Genomic DNA, 19468 nt, shown 5'->3' with positions numbered 1-19468 from the left:
AGATACGGAAGTCGGTGAGCACCTCAGCCGGAGGAGCGGCCGAGCTCGTTGTCGATGAAGCTGAAGATGTCCTCGGCCGAGGCCGACTCCAACTGGTCGGTGACGTCCTCCTCCGCGACCGCCGCCGTGGACTCGTTGAGCTTGGCGAGCAGCGTCTGGAGGCGTACGGAGACGGAGGCGCGGGCCGGGTCGTCGGCGCCCAGACCGGGCAGCAGCGCCTCCAGCTTGTCCAGGCCCGCCAGCACCGGGTGGGGCGCCTCGGCGCCGTCCGGCACGAGCTGGCGGAGCAGGAACGCGGTGAGCGCGGCGGAGGTGGGGTGGTCGAAGACGAGCGTGGCGGGCAGCCGGGTGCCGGCGGCCACGGTGAGCCGGTTGCGCAGCTCCACGGCCGTCAGCGAGTCGAAGCCCAGGTCCGAGAAGGCCCGTTCGGGTTCGATGCCGTCGGCGTCCGCGTGGCCCAGCACGGCCGCGACGGCGGTGCGCACCAGGTCCAGCACGGTCGCCTCCCGCTCCGGCGCGGTGAGCTCCGCCAGCCGCTCGGCCAGCGACTCGGTCCGCTCGCTCTGCGACTGGGCGGTGCGCCGGGGCGCGGCGGGGCTCACCAGGGCGCGCAGCAGCGCGGGGATGCGCTCCTGGGCGCGTACGGCCGTGGCGCCGACGGGGGTGCCGACGAGGGCCGCGCTGTCGTGGGCGAGCGCCCGGTCGAACAGCGAGTGGCCCTCGGGGCGGGCGATGGGCCGGAAGCCGTCGCGGGCGAACCGGTTGAGGTCGGCCTCGTCCAGGTCCTTGTTGATGCCGCCGGGCACCGACCACAGGCCCCAGGCCAGCGACGTGCCGGGCAGCCCGTTGGCCCGGCGGTGCTCGGCGAGGGCGTCGAGGAAGGTGTTGGCGGCCGCGTAGTTGGCCTGGCCCGGGCCGCCGAGGACGCCGACGGCCGAGGAGAACAGCACGAACGCCGCCAGGTCCAGCTCCTTGGTGAGCTCGTGGAGGTGCCAGGCCGCGTCCACCTTGGGGCGGAGGACGGCCGAGAGCCGCTCGGGGGTGAGGGTGGGCAGCAGACCGTTGTCGAGGACGCCCGCGGTGTGGACGACGCCGGTCAGCGGGTGCTCGGCCGGGATGGCCGCGAGGAGCTTCGCGAGGGCCTCGCGGTCGGCGACGTCGCAGGCGGCGACGGTGACCTCGGCGCCCAGCGACTGGAGGTCGGTGACGACCTCGGTCAGCCCCTCGGTCGCCGCCCCGCCGCGGCTGGCGAGCAGCACCCGCGAGATGCCGTGCTCGGCCACCAGGTGGCGGGCGAACACCGCGCCCAGGGCGCCGGTGCCGGTGATCAGCACGGTGCCGTCGGGCTTCCACTCCGGGCGCTTCGGCTTGTACTCCGGCGCGAGGAGGCGCTGCAGCCTCGGCAGGAGCACCTTGCCGCCGCGCACGGCGGCCTGCGGCTCGCCGGAGGCGACGAGCGCGGCCAGCAGCTCGGGGGTGTGGCTGCCGTCGGTGTCGACGACCGCGACGCGGTCGGGGGCCTCGGACTGGGCGGTGCGGACGAGGCCCCACAGGGCGGCCGCGGTGAGGTCGGTGACGTCGTCGCCGTTGGCGACGGCGACGCCGCCCTGGGTCAGGACGACCAGGGGGGTGGCCGTCAGGCGGTCGTCGGCCAGCCAGCGCTGGAGGAGTTCGAGGGTGCGGGCCGTCTCGGTGTGGACCGCTGCGGGCAGTTCGGCACCGCCGGGCCGCGCCGTCTCGGCCGAGGCCGGCTGCGGCGGGAGGGAATTCCCCGAACCCGCTCCGTTGCGCCCCCCGGGCGCCGAGAGGGAGGCGGCGGGTGCCAGGACCGCGTCCACCGGGGTGCCGGAGGTGATCGCCGTGGCCACCTGGGACGGGTCCAGGAAGCGCTGGGCGTCCAGGTCCTCGGACGTGTCGCCGAGGGCGCCCCACAGGGGGGCCTCCTCCGCCGGGGCGAGCTGGGCCGGGACCCAGTCGACGCGCAGCAGGGAGTCGCGGCCGGTGCTGTCGACGTGCGGGGTGAACTGGCCGTTGGGCACGTCGCGGAAGACGATCGACTCGACGGAGGCGACGAGCTCGCCCGCCATGTCGGTCAGCTCCATGGCGACGCTGTTCGCGTCGAGCTCGGTCACCGTCGCCTTGACGGCCGTGGCGCCCGTGGCGTGCAGCCGGACGCCGTACCAGTCGGCGGGCACCGGGATGGTGCCGCCCACCGGGTCGGCGGCGCGGACCGGGACGGCCGCGTTCAGCAGCACGGGGTGGAGGCCGTAGCGGCCCGCCTCCTCGTGGAGCTCCTCCGGGAGCTGGAACTCGATGGTCCTGCCCTCGCCCTCCGGCCGCGCGGCGGGCTCGGCGGTCTCGGGCAGGTAGTAGCCCTCGACGTGCATGGTCCAGGGCCCGTCGGAGGAGTCCGGCCGCGAGTACAGGCACAGGCAGCGGCGCTCGGAGTCGTCGTGGGTGCCCGCGCGCACCTGGAGCTGGAGGGTGCCGTCCTCGGGCAGCACCAGCGGCACCATCAGGTTGAGCTCGTCGATGACCGGGTAGCCGATCATGTCACCGGCGTGGATGGCCAGTTCGACGAGCGCGGAGGCCGGCAGCACCGGCGAGCCGAGCACCACGTGGTCGGCGAGCCAGGGGTGGGTCTTCAGCGACAGCCGGCTGGCGAACAGCAGCTGGTTGGCGCCGGCCACGGTGATCGGCGAGCCGAGCACCGGGTGCTGCTTGCCGTCGGTGCCCGCGGCCACGCCGAACGGGTCGGTGGCGGTGGGCAGCTGCTCCAGCCAGAACCGCTGGTGCTGGAAGGCGTACGTGGGCAGGTCCACCCGGCGCGCGCCGGTGCCGGCGAACACGGCGGCCCACTCCACGGCCGCGCCCCGCGCGTGGAGCTGACCGAGCGCGGCCACGGCGGTGAGCGCCTCCGGGCGGCCCGCGCGCAGCGCGGGCACGGCGGCGACGGCCTCGGTGACGGCGGTGGCGGCCATGGCCGTCAGCACCGGGTCGGGGCCCAGCTCCAGCAGCGTGGTGACGCCCTCGGCCTCCAGGGTGCGCACGGCGTCCACGAAGCGGACGGCGCCGCGCACCTGCCGCACCCAGTAGTCCGGGGTGCGCAGGTCGTCGCCGGTGGCGACCCGGCCGGTGAGGGTGGAGACGACGAGGATCTCCGGCGCGCGGTAGGTCAGGCCCGCCGCGACCGCCCGGAACTCCTCCAGCATCCCGTCCATGTGGGGGGAGTGGAAGGCGTGGCTGACGGTGAGCCGCTTGGTCTTGCGGCCCCGCTCCTTCAGCCGGGCCGCGACCTCCTCGGCCGCGTCCGCGTCGCCGGAGACCACCACGGCGTCCGGGCCGTTGACGGCCGCGATCGCGAGCCGGTCCTCGTGGCCCGCGAGCAGCGGCAGCACCTCCTCCTCGGCGGCCTGCACGGCGATCATCGCGCCGCCGCCGGGCAGCGCCTGCATCAGCTTCGCCCGTGCCGCGACGAGCTTCGCCGCGTCCGCCAGCGACAGCACCCCGGCCACATGGGCGGCCGTGAGCTCGCCGATGGAGTGGCCCGCGAGGAAGTCGGGCCGTACGCCCCAGGACTCGACGAGCCGGTGGAGGGCGACCTCGACGGCGAACAGGGCGGGCTGGGTCCAGCCGGTGTCGTCCAGGGCGGCGCCGGAGGCGATCACCTCACGGACGGACCTGCCCAGCAGCGGGTCCAGTTCGGCGGCCACCGCGTCGAAGGCCGCGGCGAAGACCGGGTACGCCGCGTACAGCTCCTGGCCCATGCCGGCGCGCTGGGCGCCCTGGCCGGTGAAGAGGAAGCCCGTCCGGCCGCCGCCGCGCACACCGGAGACGACGCCCGCGCCGGGCTCGCCCTCGGCCAGCGAGCGCAGGCCCGCGAGGAGCTCGGCGCGGCCGGTGCCGGTGACCACCGCGCGGTGCTCCAGCGCGGAGCGGCCCGTGGCCAGCGAGAAGCCGATGTCCGTGGGCGACGCGTCGGGGTTGGCCTCGACGCGGTCCAGGAGGCGGCGGGCCTGCGCGCGCAGCGCGTCGGGCGTGTGACCGGACACCGGCCAGGGCACGGCGGGCAGTTCGGTCGTCACGACGGGCGCCTCGGGAGCGGCGGCGGCCGGGGCCGCGCCCTCGTCCTGCTCGCCGTCCTCGGCGGCCTGCCCGGCCGTCGCCTGCTCGATGATGACGTGCGCGTTGGTGCCGCCGAAGCCGAACGAGGAGACGGCGGCGCGGCGCGGCCGGTCCGTCTCGGGCCACTCGCGCTCCTCGGTGAGGAGCTCGATCGCGCCCGCCTCCCAGTCGACGTGCGGGGACCGCTCGCCGAGGTGGAGGGTGCGGGGGATCATCCCGTGCCCGATGGCCTGCACCATCTTGATGACACCGCCGACACCGGCCGCCGCCTGCGCGTGGCCGATGTTGGACTTCAGCGAACCGAGGTACAGCGGCCGGTCCTCGGGCCGGTCCTGGCCGTAGGTGGCCAGCAGCGCCTGCGCCTCGATGGGGTCGCCCAGCGTTGTGCCGGTGCCGTGCGCCTCGACGACGTCGATGTCCGACGGCTTCAGGCCCGCGCTGGCCAGGGCCTGGCGGATGACACGCTCCTGGGCGGGGCCGTTGGGGGCGGTCAGGCCGTTGGAGGCGCCGTCCTGGTTGACGGCCGAGCCGCGCAGCACGGCCAGCACGTGGTGGCCGTTCTTCCGGGCGTCGGAGAGCCGCTCGACGAGCAGCAGGCCCACGCCCTCGGCCCAGCCGGTGCCGTCGGCGGACGCCGCGAAGGACTTGCAGCGGCCGTCGGCGGCCAGGCCGCGCAGCCGGGAGAACTCGATGAACGCCACCGGCGTGGACATCACGGTCGCGCCGCCGGCGAGCGCCAGGTCGCACTCGCCGCGCCGCAGCGCGCCCGCCGCCAGGTGGAGGGTCACCAGGGAGGACGAGCAGGCGGTGTCCACGGTCACGGCCGGGCCTTCCAGCCCGTAGCTGTAGGCGAGCCGCCCGGAGGCGATGGAGCCCGCGCTGCCGCTGAACAGGTAGCCCTCGAAGCCCTCCGGGGGCAGGTTCGGCCGGGAGCCGTAGTCGTTGTACATCACGCCGGTGAACACGCCGGTGCGGCTGCCCTTGAGGGTGGCCGGGTCGATGCCGGCCCGCTCGAAGGTCTCCCACGCGGTCTCCAGCAGCAGCCGCTGCTGGGGGTCGGCGGCGAGGGCCTCGCGCGGCGACATCCCGAAGAACGCCGGGTCGAAGAGGTCGGCGTCGTGGAGGAAGCCGCCTTCGCGGGAGTAGGACTTGCCGACCTGCTCGGGGTCCGGGTCGTAGAGGGCGTCCACGTCCCAGCCGCGGTTGCCGGGGAACTCGGAGACGGCGTCCACGCCGTCCTCGACCAGCTTCCACAGGTCCTCGGGCGAGGTGACCCCGCCCGGGTAGCGGCAGGCCATGCCCACGATGGCGATGGGCTCCTGGTCCTTGCTCTCCACTTCGCGCAGGCGCTTGCGGGCGTCCCGGGCGTCGGCGATGGCCCGCTTGAGGTATTCGCGGAGTTTTACCTCGTCAGCCACGTCTGTTCAGCTCCTGGTGAGTGCGTTCGTCAACTACTGGTGCGGCAACTACTGGTGCGGCGACTACTGGTGATGGCCGGGTGGGGTGCGGGCCGGCCGGCTCCCCGGGGGGAGCCGGCCGTACGGTGCCGGTCATTCGAGTCCGTCGAAGAGGGCGAAGAGCTCCTCGTCGCTGGCCGCGTCGAGGTCGGCGTTCTCGTCGGCCTCCGGCTCCGCGGCCGCGCCGCCGGCCGCCTCGGCGGCCTCCAGCAGCTCCCGCAGCCGGGCGGCGATCCGGGCGCGGTCGTCCTCGCCCGTGGCCGCCGCCGACTCGATGGCCGCCCGCAGCCCGTCCAGGCCCGCCAGCACGGGCTCGGCCGGCGAGACCTCCTCGATGACCAGCTGGTCCTGGAGGTGGGCGGCGAGCGCGGCCGGGCTCGGGTGGTCGAAGACGAGCGTCGTCGGCAGCCGCAGCCCCGTGGCCTTGTTGAGGAGGTTGCGCAGCTCCACGGCGGTCAGCGAGTCGAAGCCCAGGTCCGAGAAGGCCCGGTCGGCGGTCACGCCGTTCGCGTCGGAGTGGCCCAGCACCTGCGCCACCTGCGCCCGGACCAGGTCGGTCAGGACCCGGCCGCGCTCCAGCGGCGACAGGGCCGCCAGCCGCTCGGTGAGCGACGGCCCGGCGTCCGCGCCGCCGCCCGCGGCGGCCGCCGCGCGCTTGGCGGGCGTCCGCACCATGCCGCGCAGCAGGACCGGCGGCTCGCCGCGCCGCAGCGCGGCCGTGTCCAGCCGGGTGACGGCCAGGACGGCCTCGCCGGTGGCCGGAGCCGCGTCGAACAGCTCCATGGCCTCCTTGGAGTTCAGCGGCAGCAGCCCGGAGCGGGCCAGGCGGCGCAGGTCCGCCTCCGCGAGGTGCCCGGCGATGGAACCGGTGTCCGCCCACAGGCCCCAGGCCAGGGACGTGGCGGGCAGGCCGTTCGCCCTGCGGTGCTCGGCGAGGGCGTCCAGGAAGGTGTTGCCCGCCGCGTAGTTGGACTGACCGGCCGTGCCGAGGAGACCGGCGACGGAGGAGTAGAGGACGAACGCGGACAGGTCCGGCAGGTCCTTGGTGAGCTCGTGGAGGTGCCACGCCGCGTCGATCTTGGGGCGCAGGACCGTGGTGAGCTGCTCGGGCGTCATCTGGGCGATGACGCCGTCCTCCAGCACGCCCGCCGTGTGGACGACGGCCGTGAGCGGGTGCTCGGCCGGGATGCCCGCGATCACGTCCGCGAGCGCGGCGCGGTCGACGACGTCGACGGCGGCGAGCGTCACGGTGGCGCCCAGCTCGGTCAGCTCGTCGCGCAGCTCCGCCGCCCCGGGGGCGTCGGCGCCGCGCCGGCTGAGCAGCAGCAGGTGGCGTGCGCCGTGCTGGGTGACCAGGTGCCGGGCGAGGATGCCGCCGAGGGCGCCGGTGGCGCCGGTGACGAGCGTGGTGCCGCGGTACCGGGCGGGTGCGGTCTCCGTCGTCCGCTCGGCGCGGGCCAGGCGCGGGACGAGGAGGGCCTCGCCCCGGACGGCGAGCTGGGGCTCGCCGGTGGCGACGGCGGCGGCCACCTGGTCCTCGGTCGCGGTGCCGTCGACGTCGACGATGCCGATGCGGCCCGGGTTCTCCGTCTGCGCGGAGCGGAGGAGGCCCCAGACGCCCGCGTGGGGCAGGTCGGTGACGTCCTCCTCGCCGACGGCTACGGCGTTGCGGGTGACGACGACGAGCCGGGAGTCGACGAGGCGCTCGTCCGCCAGCCACGCGCGGGTCAGCTCCAGGGCGGCCTGGAGGGCCGCGTGGGCCTGCGCGGCGGTGTCCGCGCCGGTTGCCGGCGCGGTCGGCACGAGGACGACCGCCGGGGCGGTCGCGCCTTCGTCCAGCGCGGCCTGGAGAGCGGCGAGGTCGGGGTACGTCGTGGTGCCGGTCGGGAGCGGTGCGGCGCCGTTGTCGGGTTGTGCCCACCCGTCCCGCCCAGCGGGACGATTGCCCACAACCGCGTCACCGCCTGCCGCGCCCTGTGCGGCTGCGTTGCCCACAACCGTGGCCCAGTTCGCCGTGTCCGGCGTGCCTGCGACGGGCGCGGGCGTCCACGTCACCTTGAGGAGGCCGTCCTGGGCCGCGTTGCCCGCCGCGAGGAGGGCTTCCTTCGACAGGGGGCGGAGGGTCAGGGAGTCGACCGTCGCCACCGGCTGGCCCGCGCCGTCGGCGACGGTCAGGGAGGCCAGGAGCGTGGTGGGCTCCGGGGACTCCAGCGAGAGGCGCACCCGCAGGACCGTGGCGCCCGTGGCGTGGACGGTCGCGCCGGACCACGAGAACGGCAGCCACGAGGGGCCGTCCGCCGAGGCCACGCCCGGCAGCAGCGGGTGGAGCGCGGCGTCCAGGAGCGCCGGGTGGAGGGCGAACGCGGCGGCGTCGGCGCGCAGTTCCTCCGCCAGGGCCACCTCGGCGTACAGCTCGTTCTCGCCCCGCCAGACCCGGCGCAGGCCCTGGAAGGCCGGGCCGTAGCCGTAGCCCTGGTCGGCGAGCCGGTCGTAGACGCCGTCCAGCGGCACCTCGGTGGCATCGGCCGGCGGCCAGACCACCAGGTCGGCCGGGGCGGCCCGGCCGGTGGTGAGGGTGCCGGAGGCGTGGAGGGTCCACGCCCGGTCGGCGTCGCCGTCGTCGGGCCGCGAGTGGATCTCGACGGTCCGGACGCCCTGCCCGCCGTCCGCGCCGACGGCCAGCTGGAGCTGGACGGCGCCGCGCTCGGGCAGCACCAGCGGCGCGGCCAGGGTCAGCTCCTCCAGCGAGTCGCAGCCCGCGTGCTCGCCGGCGCGCAGCGCCAGCTCCAGCAGCCCCGTGCCGGGCAGCAGCACCGAGCCGAGGACGGCGTGGTCGGCCAGCCAGGGGTGGGTGGTGCGGGAGACCCGGCCGGTGAAGACGTACTCGTCGCGCTCGGCGAGCTGGACGGCGGCGCCCAGCAGCGGGTGGTCCGCCGCGCCCAGGCCCAGCCCGGCCGCGCCGCCGCCGGCCGAGGCCGGGGCGTTGAGCCAGTACCGCTGGTGGCGGAAGGCGTAGGTGGGCAGCGCGACCCGGCGGGCGTCGGGGAAGACGGCCGGCCAGTCGGTGCGCACACCCCGCGCGATGAGCTGGGCGAACGCGGCCGCGGCCGTACGGTCCTCGGGGCGGCCCCGGCGCAGCGCCGGGGTGAGCGAGGCGGCCTCGCCGGTCAGGCCCTCCTGGACGAGGGCGGTGAGCACTCCGTCCGGGCCGAGCTCCAGCCAGTCGGTGACGCCCTGCTCCTCCAGGTACCGCACGCCGTCCAGGAAGCGGACGGCCTGGCGGATGTGCCGGGCCCAGTAGTCGGGCGAGGTCAGCTCCTCGGCGGTGGCGAGGGTGCCGGTGACGTTGGAGACGACCGGGATGCGCGGCGCGTGGAAGGTGAGCCCGGCCGCGACGGCCCGGAACTCGTCCAGCACGTCCGCCATGTGCGGGGAGTGGAAGGCGTGGCTGACGGACAGCCGCTTGGTCTTGGCGCCGCGCTCGCGCCAGAGGGCCACCAGCTCCTCGACGGCGTCCTCGTCCCCGGAGATCACCGTGGAGCGGGGGCCGTTGACGCCGGCGACCGCCACGCGCTCCCCGTCGCCGTAGGCGTCGAGGGTCGCGAGGATGTCCTCCTCGGTGGCCTGGATCGCGGCCATCGCGCCGCCGTCGCGGGCGGCCTGCATCAGCCGGCCGCGCTCGGCGACGAGGTGGCAGGCGTCCGCGAGGTCGAGGACCCCGGCCAGGTGGGCCGCGGTGACCTCGCCGATCGAGTGGCCGAGGAGGTAGTCGGGGGTCAGCCCGTGGTGGGCGGCGAGGCGGAACAGGGCGGTCTCCACGGCGAACAGCGCCGCCTGCGTGAAGACGGTCATGTCCAGCAGAGCCGCGTCCGGGGAGCCCTCGGCGGCGAACAGCACGTCCTTCAGCGGACGCGGCAGCTCGGTGTCGAGGTGGGCGCAGACCTCGTCCAGGGCGGCCGCGAAGACCGGCGAGGACGCGTACAGCTCACGGCCCATGCCCAGGCGCTGGGAGCCCTGCCCGGTGAAGAGGAACGCGGTCTTCCCGCGCCGGCCGCCGGTGGCCCGGACGACGGCGGGGGAGGACTCGCCGTTGGCCAGCGCCTCCAGCCCGGCGAGGAGTTCGTCGCGGTCGGCGCCGACGACGGCCGCCCGGTGCTCGTGGAGGGCACGGGTGGTGGCCAGCGAGAAGCCGACGTCGGCCGGCTCCAGCTCGGGGTGGGCGCCGAGGTGGGCGCGCAGCCGCTCGGCCTGGGCCCGTACGGCCTCCTCGCTGCGGCCGGAGACCAGCCACGGCAGGACGCCGCCGTCGGCCGGACCCTCCGCCGTCCTCTCCTCGGCCGGGGTGACGGGCCGCTCGATGATGACGTGGGCGTTGGTGCCGCTGATGCCGAAGGACGAGACGGCGGCGCGGCGCGGCCGGTCGGTCTCGGGCCACTCGCGCTCCTCGGTGAGGAGCTCGATGGCACCGGCCTCCCAGTCGACGTGCGGGGAGCGCTCGTCGGCGTGGAGGGTGCGCGGCAGCGTGCCGTGCTCCATCGCCTGGATCATCTTGATGATGCCGCCGACGCCCGCCGCTGCCTGCGAGTGGCCGATGTTGGACTTCAGGGAGCCCAGGTACAGCGGGCGGTCCTCGGGCCGGTCCTGGCCGTAGGTGGCGAGCAGCGCCTGGGCCTCGATGGGGTCGCCCAGGGTCGTACCGGTGCCGTGGGCCTCCACCGCGTCCACGTCGGACGGCTGGAGCCCGGCGTTGGCCAGGGCCTGGCGGATGACGCGCTCCTGGGCGGGGCCGTTGGGGGCGGTCAGGCCGTTGGAGGCGCCGTCCTGGTTGACGGCGGAGCCGCGCAGCACCGCGAGCACCTGGTGCCCGTTGCGCTCGGCGTCCGAGAGCCGCTCGACGAGGAGGAGGCCCACGCCCTCGGCCCAGCCGGTGCCGTCCGCGTCGGCGGAGAAGGACTTGCAGCGGCCGTCGGGCGAGAGCCCGCGCTGCCGGGAGAACTCGATGAAGACGTGCGGTCCGGCCATCACGGTCACACCGCCCGCGAGCGCCATGTCGCACTCGCCCGAGCGCAGCGCGTTCGCCGCCAGGTGCAGGGCGACCAGCGAGGACGAGCAGGCGGTGTCCACGGTCACGGCCGGGCCCTCCAGCCCGTACGTGTAGGACAGCCGGCCCGAGACGACGCTGGAGAGGTTGCCCGCGAGCAGGAAGCCCTCGAACTCCTCGGGCGTGCCGGCCAGGCGCGACGCGTAGTCGTCGTACATGGCGCCGGTGAACACACCGGTGTTGGTGCCGCGCACGGCGGCCGGGTCGATGCCGGCGCTCTCGAAGGTCTCCCACGCGGTCTCCAGCAGCAGCCGGTGCTGCGGGTCGGTCGCGGTGGCCTCGCGCGGCGAGATGCCGAAGAACTCCCGGTCGAACAGGTCGGCGTCGTGGAGGAAGCCGCCGTGCCGGACGTAGGAGCTGCCGGTCTTCTCCGGGTCGGGGTCGTAGAGCGTGTCGAGGTCCCAGCCGCGGTTGACGGGGAACTCGCTGACGGCGTCCACGCCGTCGGCCACCAGCCGCCACAGGCCCTCGGGGGAGGTGACGCCACCGGGGTAGCGGCAGGCCATGCCGACGATGGCGATCGGCTCGTCGGCGGAGGCGGCGGAACGGACGGCCTTCGTCACGGCCTTCGTACCGCTGTCGCCCACCTTGGAGAGCAGGAACGCGGCGAGCGCGGCCGGCGAGGGGTGGTCGAAGACGGCGGTGGTCGGCAGCCGCAGAGCGGTGATGCTGTTGAGCCGGTTGCGCAGCTCCACACCGGAGAGGGAGTCGAAACCGAGCTCCTTGAAGGCCCGTTCGGGGTCGACGGTGGTGGCGTTCGCGTGGCCGAGCACGGCCGCGACGACGCCCCGGACGAGCTCGGTCACCGCGCCCGCGCGCTCGCCCTCGGGCAGCGCGTTGATCGACTGCGCCCAGTCCCCCTGGTTCTGCCCGGCGCCGGCTGCCGCCGCGCGGGCGGTCCGGCGCGGGGCCCGGGTACGGACCAGGCCGCGCAGCAGGGCGGGGGGCTGGTCCGCCGCCGCGAACGTCGCGAGGTTCAGCGCGGCGGGCACGTACAGGGGCTCGCCGCCGGCGAGGGCCGCGTCGAACAGGGCGAGCCCGAGCTCCGGGGTGAGCGGCGAGACGCCGGCCCGCGTCCAGCGCGCCAGGTCGGCCTCGCCGAGCGTGCCGCCCATGCCGTGGGTGGCGTCCCACAGCCCCCACGCGAGGGAGGTCGCGGGCAGGCCGTTGGCCTTGCGGTGCGCGGCGAGGGCGTCCAGATAGGTGTTGGCGGCGGCGTAGTTGGCCTGGCCGGCGGTGCCGGTGATGCCGGAGACGGAGGAGAAGAGGACGAAGGCGGCCAGTGGCGCTTCGCGCGTCAGCTCGTGGAGGTGCCAGGCGGCGTCCACCTTGGGACGCATGACGGTCTCGAGCTGCTCCTCGGTGAGGGCGGCGACGGTCGCGTCGTCGAGGACACCGGCGGTGTGGACGACGGCGGTCAGCGGGTGCGCGTCGTCGACCTGCGCGAGGAGCCTCGCGACCGCGTCGCGGTCGGCGGCGTCGGCGGCGGCGACGGTCACTTCCGCGCCGAGGGAGTTGAGCTCGGCGATCAGCTCCTTGGCACCGGGGGTCGCCGCTCCGCGGCGGCTGCTCAGGAGGAGGTGGCGGACGCCGTGGGTCTCGATCAGGTGTCTGGCGAAGAGGGCGCCGAGGCCACCGGTGCCGCCGGTGATCAGGACGGTGCCTGAATTCAGCCCCTCCGGCGTTTGAGGAGCGGGGTCCGGGGCGGAGGCCCGGGAAACGGGAAGGGGCGGGACCGGGGCAGCCTCCGCTCGTGCCAGGCGCGGCACGCGCAGTTCGCCGCCCCGAATCGCCAGCTGAGGCTCACCCGTCGCGATCGCCGACGCGAGCAGCCCGTCGTCGTCCGCGTCCACCAGGACGAACCGCCCCGGCTGCTCCGACTGCGCCGCCCGCACCAGACCCCACACCGGGGCCGAGGCCAGACCGGTCACGTCCTCCTCGCCGACGGCTATCGCGCCCCGCGTGACGAACACCAGCCGCGATTCCTCCAGCCGCTCGTCCGCCAGGAACGCCCGCACGAGGCGCAGCGCGCCCCGAGCGTCCGCCGGGCGGGCGACGACGACCTCGGCCGCCGGCAGCGATTCCCCGTCCGTCTCGGCCCACGTGACGGCGGAACCGTCGGCCGCGGCGACGCTCGGCCACTCCACCACGAACAGCGCGTCCGGCCCCGAAGCCTTCGGCGCGAGCTTCGCCTTCTCGACCGGCCGCAGCGTCAGCGCGCCCACGGAGGCGACCGCGCCGCCCGCCGCGTCGGCCAGGTCGATGGAGACGGTGTCCGTCCCCACCGGCGAGATCCGCACCCGCAGGGCCGTCGCCCCGGCCGCGTACAGCGCGATGTCGTTCCACGCGAAGGGCAGCCGGATCTGCTCCGGCGCCGACGGGTCGGCGGCGTCCAGCACCAGCGGGTGGAGGACCGCGTCGAACAGCGCCGGGTGGAGGGCGAAGCCGTCGAGGTCGGTGCCCTCGGGCAGCCGGACCTCCGCGTAGACGTCGTCACCCGCGCGCCAGACGGCCGTCAGGCCCTGGAAGACGGGCCCGTAGCCGTAGCCGAGGGCGGCCAGCCGCTCGTAGACGTCGGTCAGCGGCTCGGCGACCGCACCGGCCGGCGGCCACGCGGCGAGCGGGGACGCGGCGGGCGCGGCCGGCAGCGGGGCCGGGGCGAGGGTGCCGGCGGCGTGGAGGGTCCACGGCCGCGGCTCGTCGCCCCCGGAGACCTCGGACGTCTCCGCGCGGGCGTGGATGGTGAACGGCCGGCTGCCGGACGCCTCGGCCGCCGCGACGGCGACCTGGACGCGGACCGCGCCGCGCTCGGGCAGGACGAGCGGCGCCCGCAGGGTGAGCTCCTCCACCTGGCCCGTGCCGGCCCGGTCGCCCGCGGCGACGGCCAGCTCGATGAAGGCCGTGGCGGGGACGAGCACGGTGCCGTCGATGGCGTGGTCGGCCAGCCACGGGTGGGTGGCCAGGGAGAGGCGGCCGGCGAGCAGCAGGTCCTCGCGGTCGGCGAGTTCGACGGCGGTGGCCAGCAGCGGGTGCCCGGCCATGTCCAGGCCGAGGCCGCGCGCGTCGGCGGCGGGCCGGGCCGCGAGCCAGTAGTGGGCCCGCTGGAAGGCGTACGTGGGCAGGTCGGTGGCCGAGCCGCCGGGGAAGAACGACGCGGCGTCGAGCGGCGCCCCGACCGCGTGCGCCTGGGCGAGCCCGGCGATGAGGGTCTCCGCCTCGGGGCGGCCCTTGCGCAGCAGCGCGACGGCCGTGGCGCCGTCCCCGGACAGGGAGTTGCGCGCCAGCGCCGTGAGCACGGCGTCGGGGCCGAGCTCGACGAACACGGTGGCGCCCTGCTCCTCCAGGGCCCGGACGGCGTCGGCGAAGCGCACGGCCCGCCGGATCTGGTTCACCCAGTAGTCGGGCGTGGCGAGCTCGCCCGGCTCGGCCGGGCGGCCGGTGACGGTGGAGACGATCGGCAGGGCGGGCTCGTGGAAGGTGAGCCCGGCCGCCACGGCCCGGAACTCCTCCAGCACGTCGTCCATGTGCGGCGAGTGGAAGGCGTGGCTGACGGTGAGCCGGTGGGTCTTGCGGCCCTGCTCGCGCAGCCGCGCGGCGACGGCCTCGGCGACGGTCTCGTCACCGGAGATCACCACGGCGTCGGGGCCGTTGACGGCGGCGACGGACACGGCGTCCTCGTGGCCCGCCAGCAGCGGCAGCACCTCGTCCTCGGTGGCCTGGACCGCGATCATCGCGCCGCCGGAGCGGGCGGACTGCATCAGCCGTCCCCGGGCGGCGACGAGCGCGGCGGCGTCCTCCAGCGAGAGCACCCCGGCCACATGGGCGGCCGCGAGCTCGCCGATGGAGTGGCCGGCGAGCAGGTCGGGGGTGAGCCCGTGGTGCTCCAGCAGCCGGAACAGCGCGACCTCGATCGCGAACAGCGCGGGCTGGGTGTAGCGGGTCTCGTGCAGCAGGGCGGCGTCCTCACTGCCCTCCTCGGCGAAGACCAGCCCGGCCAACGGCCGCTCCAGGTGCTTGTCCAGTTCGGCGACGACCGCATCGAAGGCGGCCGCGAACACCGGCTGCTCGGCATGGAGTTCACGTCCCATGCCGACCCGCTGGGCGCCCTGCCCGGTGAAGAGGAACGCGGTGCGGCCCGCGCGGGCGGCGCTGCCGGTCACCACGTTCCCGGCGTCCACGCCCTGGGCGAGCGCGCCGAGCCCGGCGAGGAACTCCTCGCTCGTCCGGCCGGTCACCACGGCGCGCCGCTCGAAGGCGGTCCGGGCGGTGGCCAGCGAGAAGCCGACGTCGGCGGGGTGGGCGCCGGTGCCGTCGACCAGCTCGCGCAGCCGTCCCGCCTGCTCGCGCAGGGCGGCCTCGTCGCGGGCGGTGAGCACCCAGGGGGCGCGCACGGCGAGATCGCCGGCGCCGAGGGCGCGGGGCGCCTCGTCGGCCTGCTCGATGACGACGTGGGCGTTGGTGCCGCTGATGCCGAAGGAGGAGATCGCGGCGCGGCGCGGGCGGCCCGCGTCGGGCCAGGCGCGCTCCTCGGTCAGCAGCTCGACGGCGCCGGAGGTCCAGTCGACGTGGCTGGTGGGCTCGTCCACGTGGAGGGTCCGCGGAAGGAGCCCGTGCCGGATGGCCTCCACCATCTTGATGAGGCCGCCGACGCCGGCCGCCGCCTGGGCGTGGCCGATGTTGGACTTCAGCGAGCCCAGGTAGAGCGGTGCCTCGCGGTCGGCCGCGCGGCCGTAGGTGGCGAGCAGCGCCTCGGCCTCGATGGGGTCGCCGAGCTTGGTGCCGGTGCCGTGCGCCTCGACGGCGTCGACGTCGGCGGGGGTGAGCCGGGCGTCGGCCAGGGCCTGGCGGATGACGCGCTGCTGCGAGGGCCCGTTGGGGGCGGTCAGGCCGTTGGAGGCGCCGTCCTGGTTGATGGCGGTGCCCCGGATGACGGCGAGGACCTTGTGGCCGTTCTTCCGGGCGTCGGAGAGCCGCTCGACGAGGAGGAGGCCCACGCCCTCGGCCCAGGAGGTGCCGTCGGCGCCCTCGGCGAAGGACTTGGAGCGGCCGTTGGCGGCGAGGCCGCGCTGGCGGGAGAACTCCACGAACATGCCCGGCGAGGACATCACGGTCGCGCCACCGGCGATGGCCAGCGTCGACTCGCCCGAGCGCAGCGAGCGCACGGCCATGTGGAGGGCCACCAGCGAGGAGGAGCAGGCGGTGTCGACGGTGACGGCGGGGCCGACGAGGCCCAGCTGGTAGGCGATGCGGCCGGACATCACGCTGGAGGTGGTGCCGGTGAGCAGGTGGCCCTCGACGCTCTCGGGCGCCTCGTGCATGCGCGGGCCGTAGTCGAGGGCGGTGGCGCCGACGAACACGCCGGTGCGGCTGCCCTTGAGGCGCTCGGCGTCCAGGCCGGCCCGCTCGACGGCCTCCCAGGCGGTCTCCAGCAGCAGCCGCTGCTGGGGGTCCATGGCGAGGGCCTCGCGGGGGGAGATGCCGAAGAAGCCGGCGTCGAAGAGCGCGGCGTCGTGGAGGAAGCCGCCCTCGCGGACGGAGCTCTTGCCGTTGGCGCCCGGGTCGAGGTCGTGGAGGTCCTCGTCCCAGCCGCGGTCGGTGGGGAAGCCGGAGACGGCGTCCACGCCGCCCTCGACGAGCTTCCACAGGTCCTCGGGGGAGGTGACGCCACCGGGGTAGCGGCAGGCCATGCCGATGATGGCGATGGGCTCGCCCTCCGCGCCCGCCACGGCCAGGTCGTCCTCGCCTTCGGCGGCGCCGGTGAGCTCGGCCTCCAGGTGGGCGGCGAGGGCCTCGGGGGTGGGGTGGTCGAAGAGCAGGCCGCTGGGCAGCCGCAGTCCGGTGGCCTCGGCCAGGGCGGTGCGCAGCTCCACGGACATCAGGGAGTCGAGGCCCAGGTCCTTGAACGGCGAGCGGAACTCGACGCGGCGGCCCGGCCCGTACTCCAGGACGGCGGCGACGTGCGCCCCGACCAGCTCGGCGACGGCGCGGCGGCGCTCGGCCTCGGACAGCCCGGCGAGCCGGGCCCCGAGCTCGCCCCGGGGAGCGCGCGACGCCGGTTCCGCGGTGGTGGTGGCGAGGGCGGCGACGGACCGGCCGACGCCGTCGAGCCAGTACCGCTCGCGCTGGAACGCGTACGTGGGCAGGGGCACCCGCACGGCGCCGGAGCCCTCGAAGGCGGTGGCCCAGTCGACGGAGGAGCCGCGCACGGAGAGCGTGGCGAGCGCGGCCAGCAGCGTCTGCGGCTCGCTGCGGCCCTTGCGGAGCGCGGGCACGGAGGCGGCCACGGAGGCGTCCCGCAGGGATTCGGCGACCATCGCGGAGCAGACGCCGTCGGGGCCCAGCTCCAGGAAGGTGGTGACGCCCGCGTCCTCCAGGGCGCGGGTGGCGTCGGCGAAGCGCACCGGGCGGGAGACGTGCTCCACCCAGTAGTCCGGGGACGTCCACAGGCCGTCGGCGATGACCTCGCCGGTGACGGTGGAGACGGCCGCGATGCGCGGCTCGTGGAAGGTCAGCCCCTCGACGACCGTGCGGAACTCCGCGAGCATCGGGGCCATCAGCGGCGAGTGGAAGGCGTGGCTGACGGTGAGCCGCTTGGTCTTGCGGCCCTGCTCGCGCAGGGTCGCGGCGATCTCCTCGGCCACGTCCTCGGCACCGGCGATCACCACCGAGCGCGGGCCGTTGACGGCCGCGACGGCCACCGCGTCCTCGCGGCCGGCCAGCAGCGGCAGGACCTCGTCCTCGGTGGCCTGGACGGCGATCATCGCGCCGCCGGCGGGCAGTTCCTGCATCAGCCGGCCGCGCGCGGCGATCAGCGCGGCGGCGTCGGTCAGCGAGAGGACGCCCGCGACGTGCGCGGCGGCGACCTCGCCGATGGAGTGGCCCGCCAGATAGTCGGGGCGCACACCCCAGGACTCCACGAGCCGGAAGAGGGCGACCTCGACGGCGAACAGCGCGGGCTGCGTCCAGCGGGTCTCGTCCAGGCCCTCGCCGCTCGCGATCACCTCGCGCAGCGGGCGCGGCAGGTGGGCGTCGAGGGCGGCGCACACCTCGGCGTAGGCGGCGGCGAAGACCGGGAAGACCCGGGCCAGTTCCTCGCCCATGCCCGCGCGCTGGGCGCCCTGGCCGGTGAAGACCACGCCCAGCAGGCCGGGCTGGACGGTGCCGGAGACGAGCCCCTGGGCGGGGGTGCCCGAGGCGAGCGCGTCCAGGCCGGCGAGCAGCGCGTCCCGGTCCTCGCCGAGGACGACGGCGCGGTGGTCGAAGACGGTGCGGGAGGAGATCAGCGACCAGCCGATGTCGGCGGGGGAGAGGGACTCGTCGCCGCGCACGGCGGCGGCCAGTCGCGCGGCCTGCGCGGAGAGCGCCTCGGGGCCGCGCGCGGAGATCGTCCAGGGGGTGACGACCGGGGCGTCGCCCGGCTCGGGGCGGGCGGCGGGGGCGGGGCCGGAGGTGAGGACGACGTGGGCGTTGGTGCCGCCCATGCCGAACGAGGAGACGCCAGCGACGAGTTCGCCGTCCGGCTGCGGCCAGGCGGTCAGCTCGCGCTGGACGGCCAGGCCCAGCTCGGCGAGCGGGATGCGGGGGTTGGGCGTCTCGAAGTTGAGGCTCGCGGGCAGCCGCTGGTGGTCGAGCGCCAGCAGGGCCTTGAGCAGGCCGACGATGCCGGCGGCGCCCTCCAGGTGGCCCACGTTGGTCTTGGCCGAGCCGACCAGCAGCGGCTTGCCCTGGCGGGCGGCGCCGAGGACGGCGCCCAGGGCGGCCGCCTCGATGGGGTCGCCGACGGGCGTGCCGGTGCCGTGGAGCTCGACGTACTGCACGGCGCGCGGGTCGACGCCCGCCTTCTGGTAGGCCTCGCGCAGCACCTGCTCCTGCGCGGTCTGGCTGGGGACGGTCAGGCCCGGCGTGGTGCCGTCGTTGTTGACCGCGCTACCGCGGATCACACCGTAGATGTGGTCGCCGTCCGCGACCGCCCGGGACAGCGGCTTGAGGACGACGACGCCGCCGCCCTCGCCGCGCACGAACCCGTTGGCGCGGGCGTCGAAGGTGTAGGTGACGCCGTCGGGGGAGAGGCCGCCGAAGCGCTCCTCGGTGACGGCGTTCTCGGCGAGCACGTTGAGGTTCACACCGGCGGCGATGGCCATGGCGGACTCGCCGGAGCGCAGCGACTCGCAGGCCAGGTGGACGGCCACGAGCGAGGAGGACTGCGCGGCGTCGACGGTCAGGCTGGGGCCGCGCAGGCCCAGGTAGTACGAGACGCGGTTGGCGATCACACCGCGGTTGACGCCCGTCATGGTGTGCTGGGTGACGGCCTGCTCGCCGTGCTGGTAGAGGAGGGCCGAGTAGTCGTCGCGCAGCGTGCCGACGAAGACGGCCGTGCGGCTGCCCTCCAGCTCGGCGGGGACGATCCCGGCGTCCTCCAGGGCCTCCCAGGCCAGCTCCAGGACCAGGCGCTGCTGCGGGTCCATGGTGGCGGCCTCGCGGGGCGAGATCCCGAAGAAGGCGGCGTCGAAGGTGTCGACGCGGTCCAGGAACCCGGCCCGGCGGACGCCCAGGGTGGTCCCGTCGCCCCCACCCGCCAGCGCCGACTCCCAACGCCCCTCGGGGACCTCGGTGATGGCGCTCGTACCGGTGCTCAGCAGTTCCCAGAACTCCGCCGGGCCCGCCGCCATCGGGAGCCGGCAGGACAGACCGACGACCGCGATGGCCTCGGATCCGTCCCGGAGCGCCGTGACCCCATCGGGGGTGTGCTTCTTCGTCATCGCGCCCAGCAGCCCTTTCCTCGCTG

1 protein-coding gene and 1 pseudogene are annotated in these 19468 nt (G+C 75.8%); both read right to left on the bottom strand.

Annotated features, from left to right (window positions below):
• Positions 1 to 23: 23 nt before the first annotated feature.
• Positions 24 to 5528 (bottom strand): annotated as a pseudogene (locus IE096_RS26400) (SDR family NAD(P)-dependent oxidoreductase); the annotation flags it as partial.
• Between the two features lie 147 nt (positions 5529 to 5675).
• On the bottom strand, positions 5676 to 19442 hold the full coding sequence (locus IE096_RS26395; RefSeq protein WP_189455867.1) for a type I polyketide synthase: 13767 nt from the start codon (positions 19440 to 19442) through the stop codon (positions 5676 to 5678).
• Between the last annotated feature and the right edge of the window lie 26 nt (positions 19443 to 19468).

This window comes from Streptomyces abikoensis (assembly GCF_014648775.1).
Taxonomy (GTDB): domain Bacteria; phylum Actinomycetota; class Actinomycetes; order Streptomycetales; family Streptomycetaceae; genus Streptomyces; species Streptomyces abikoensis.
This window is presented reverse-complemented; position numbering and strand designations above follow the sequence as displayed.

Excerpts from the sequence above, each read along its gene's own strand:
- IE096_RS26395 (WP_189455867.1), bottom strand. The coding sequence starts at position 19,442 with ATGACGAAGAAGCACACCCCCGATGGGGTCACGGCGCTCCGGGACGGA.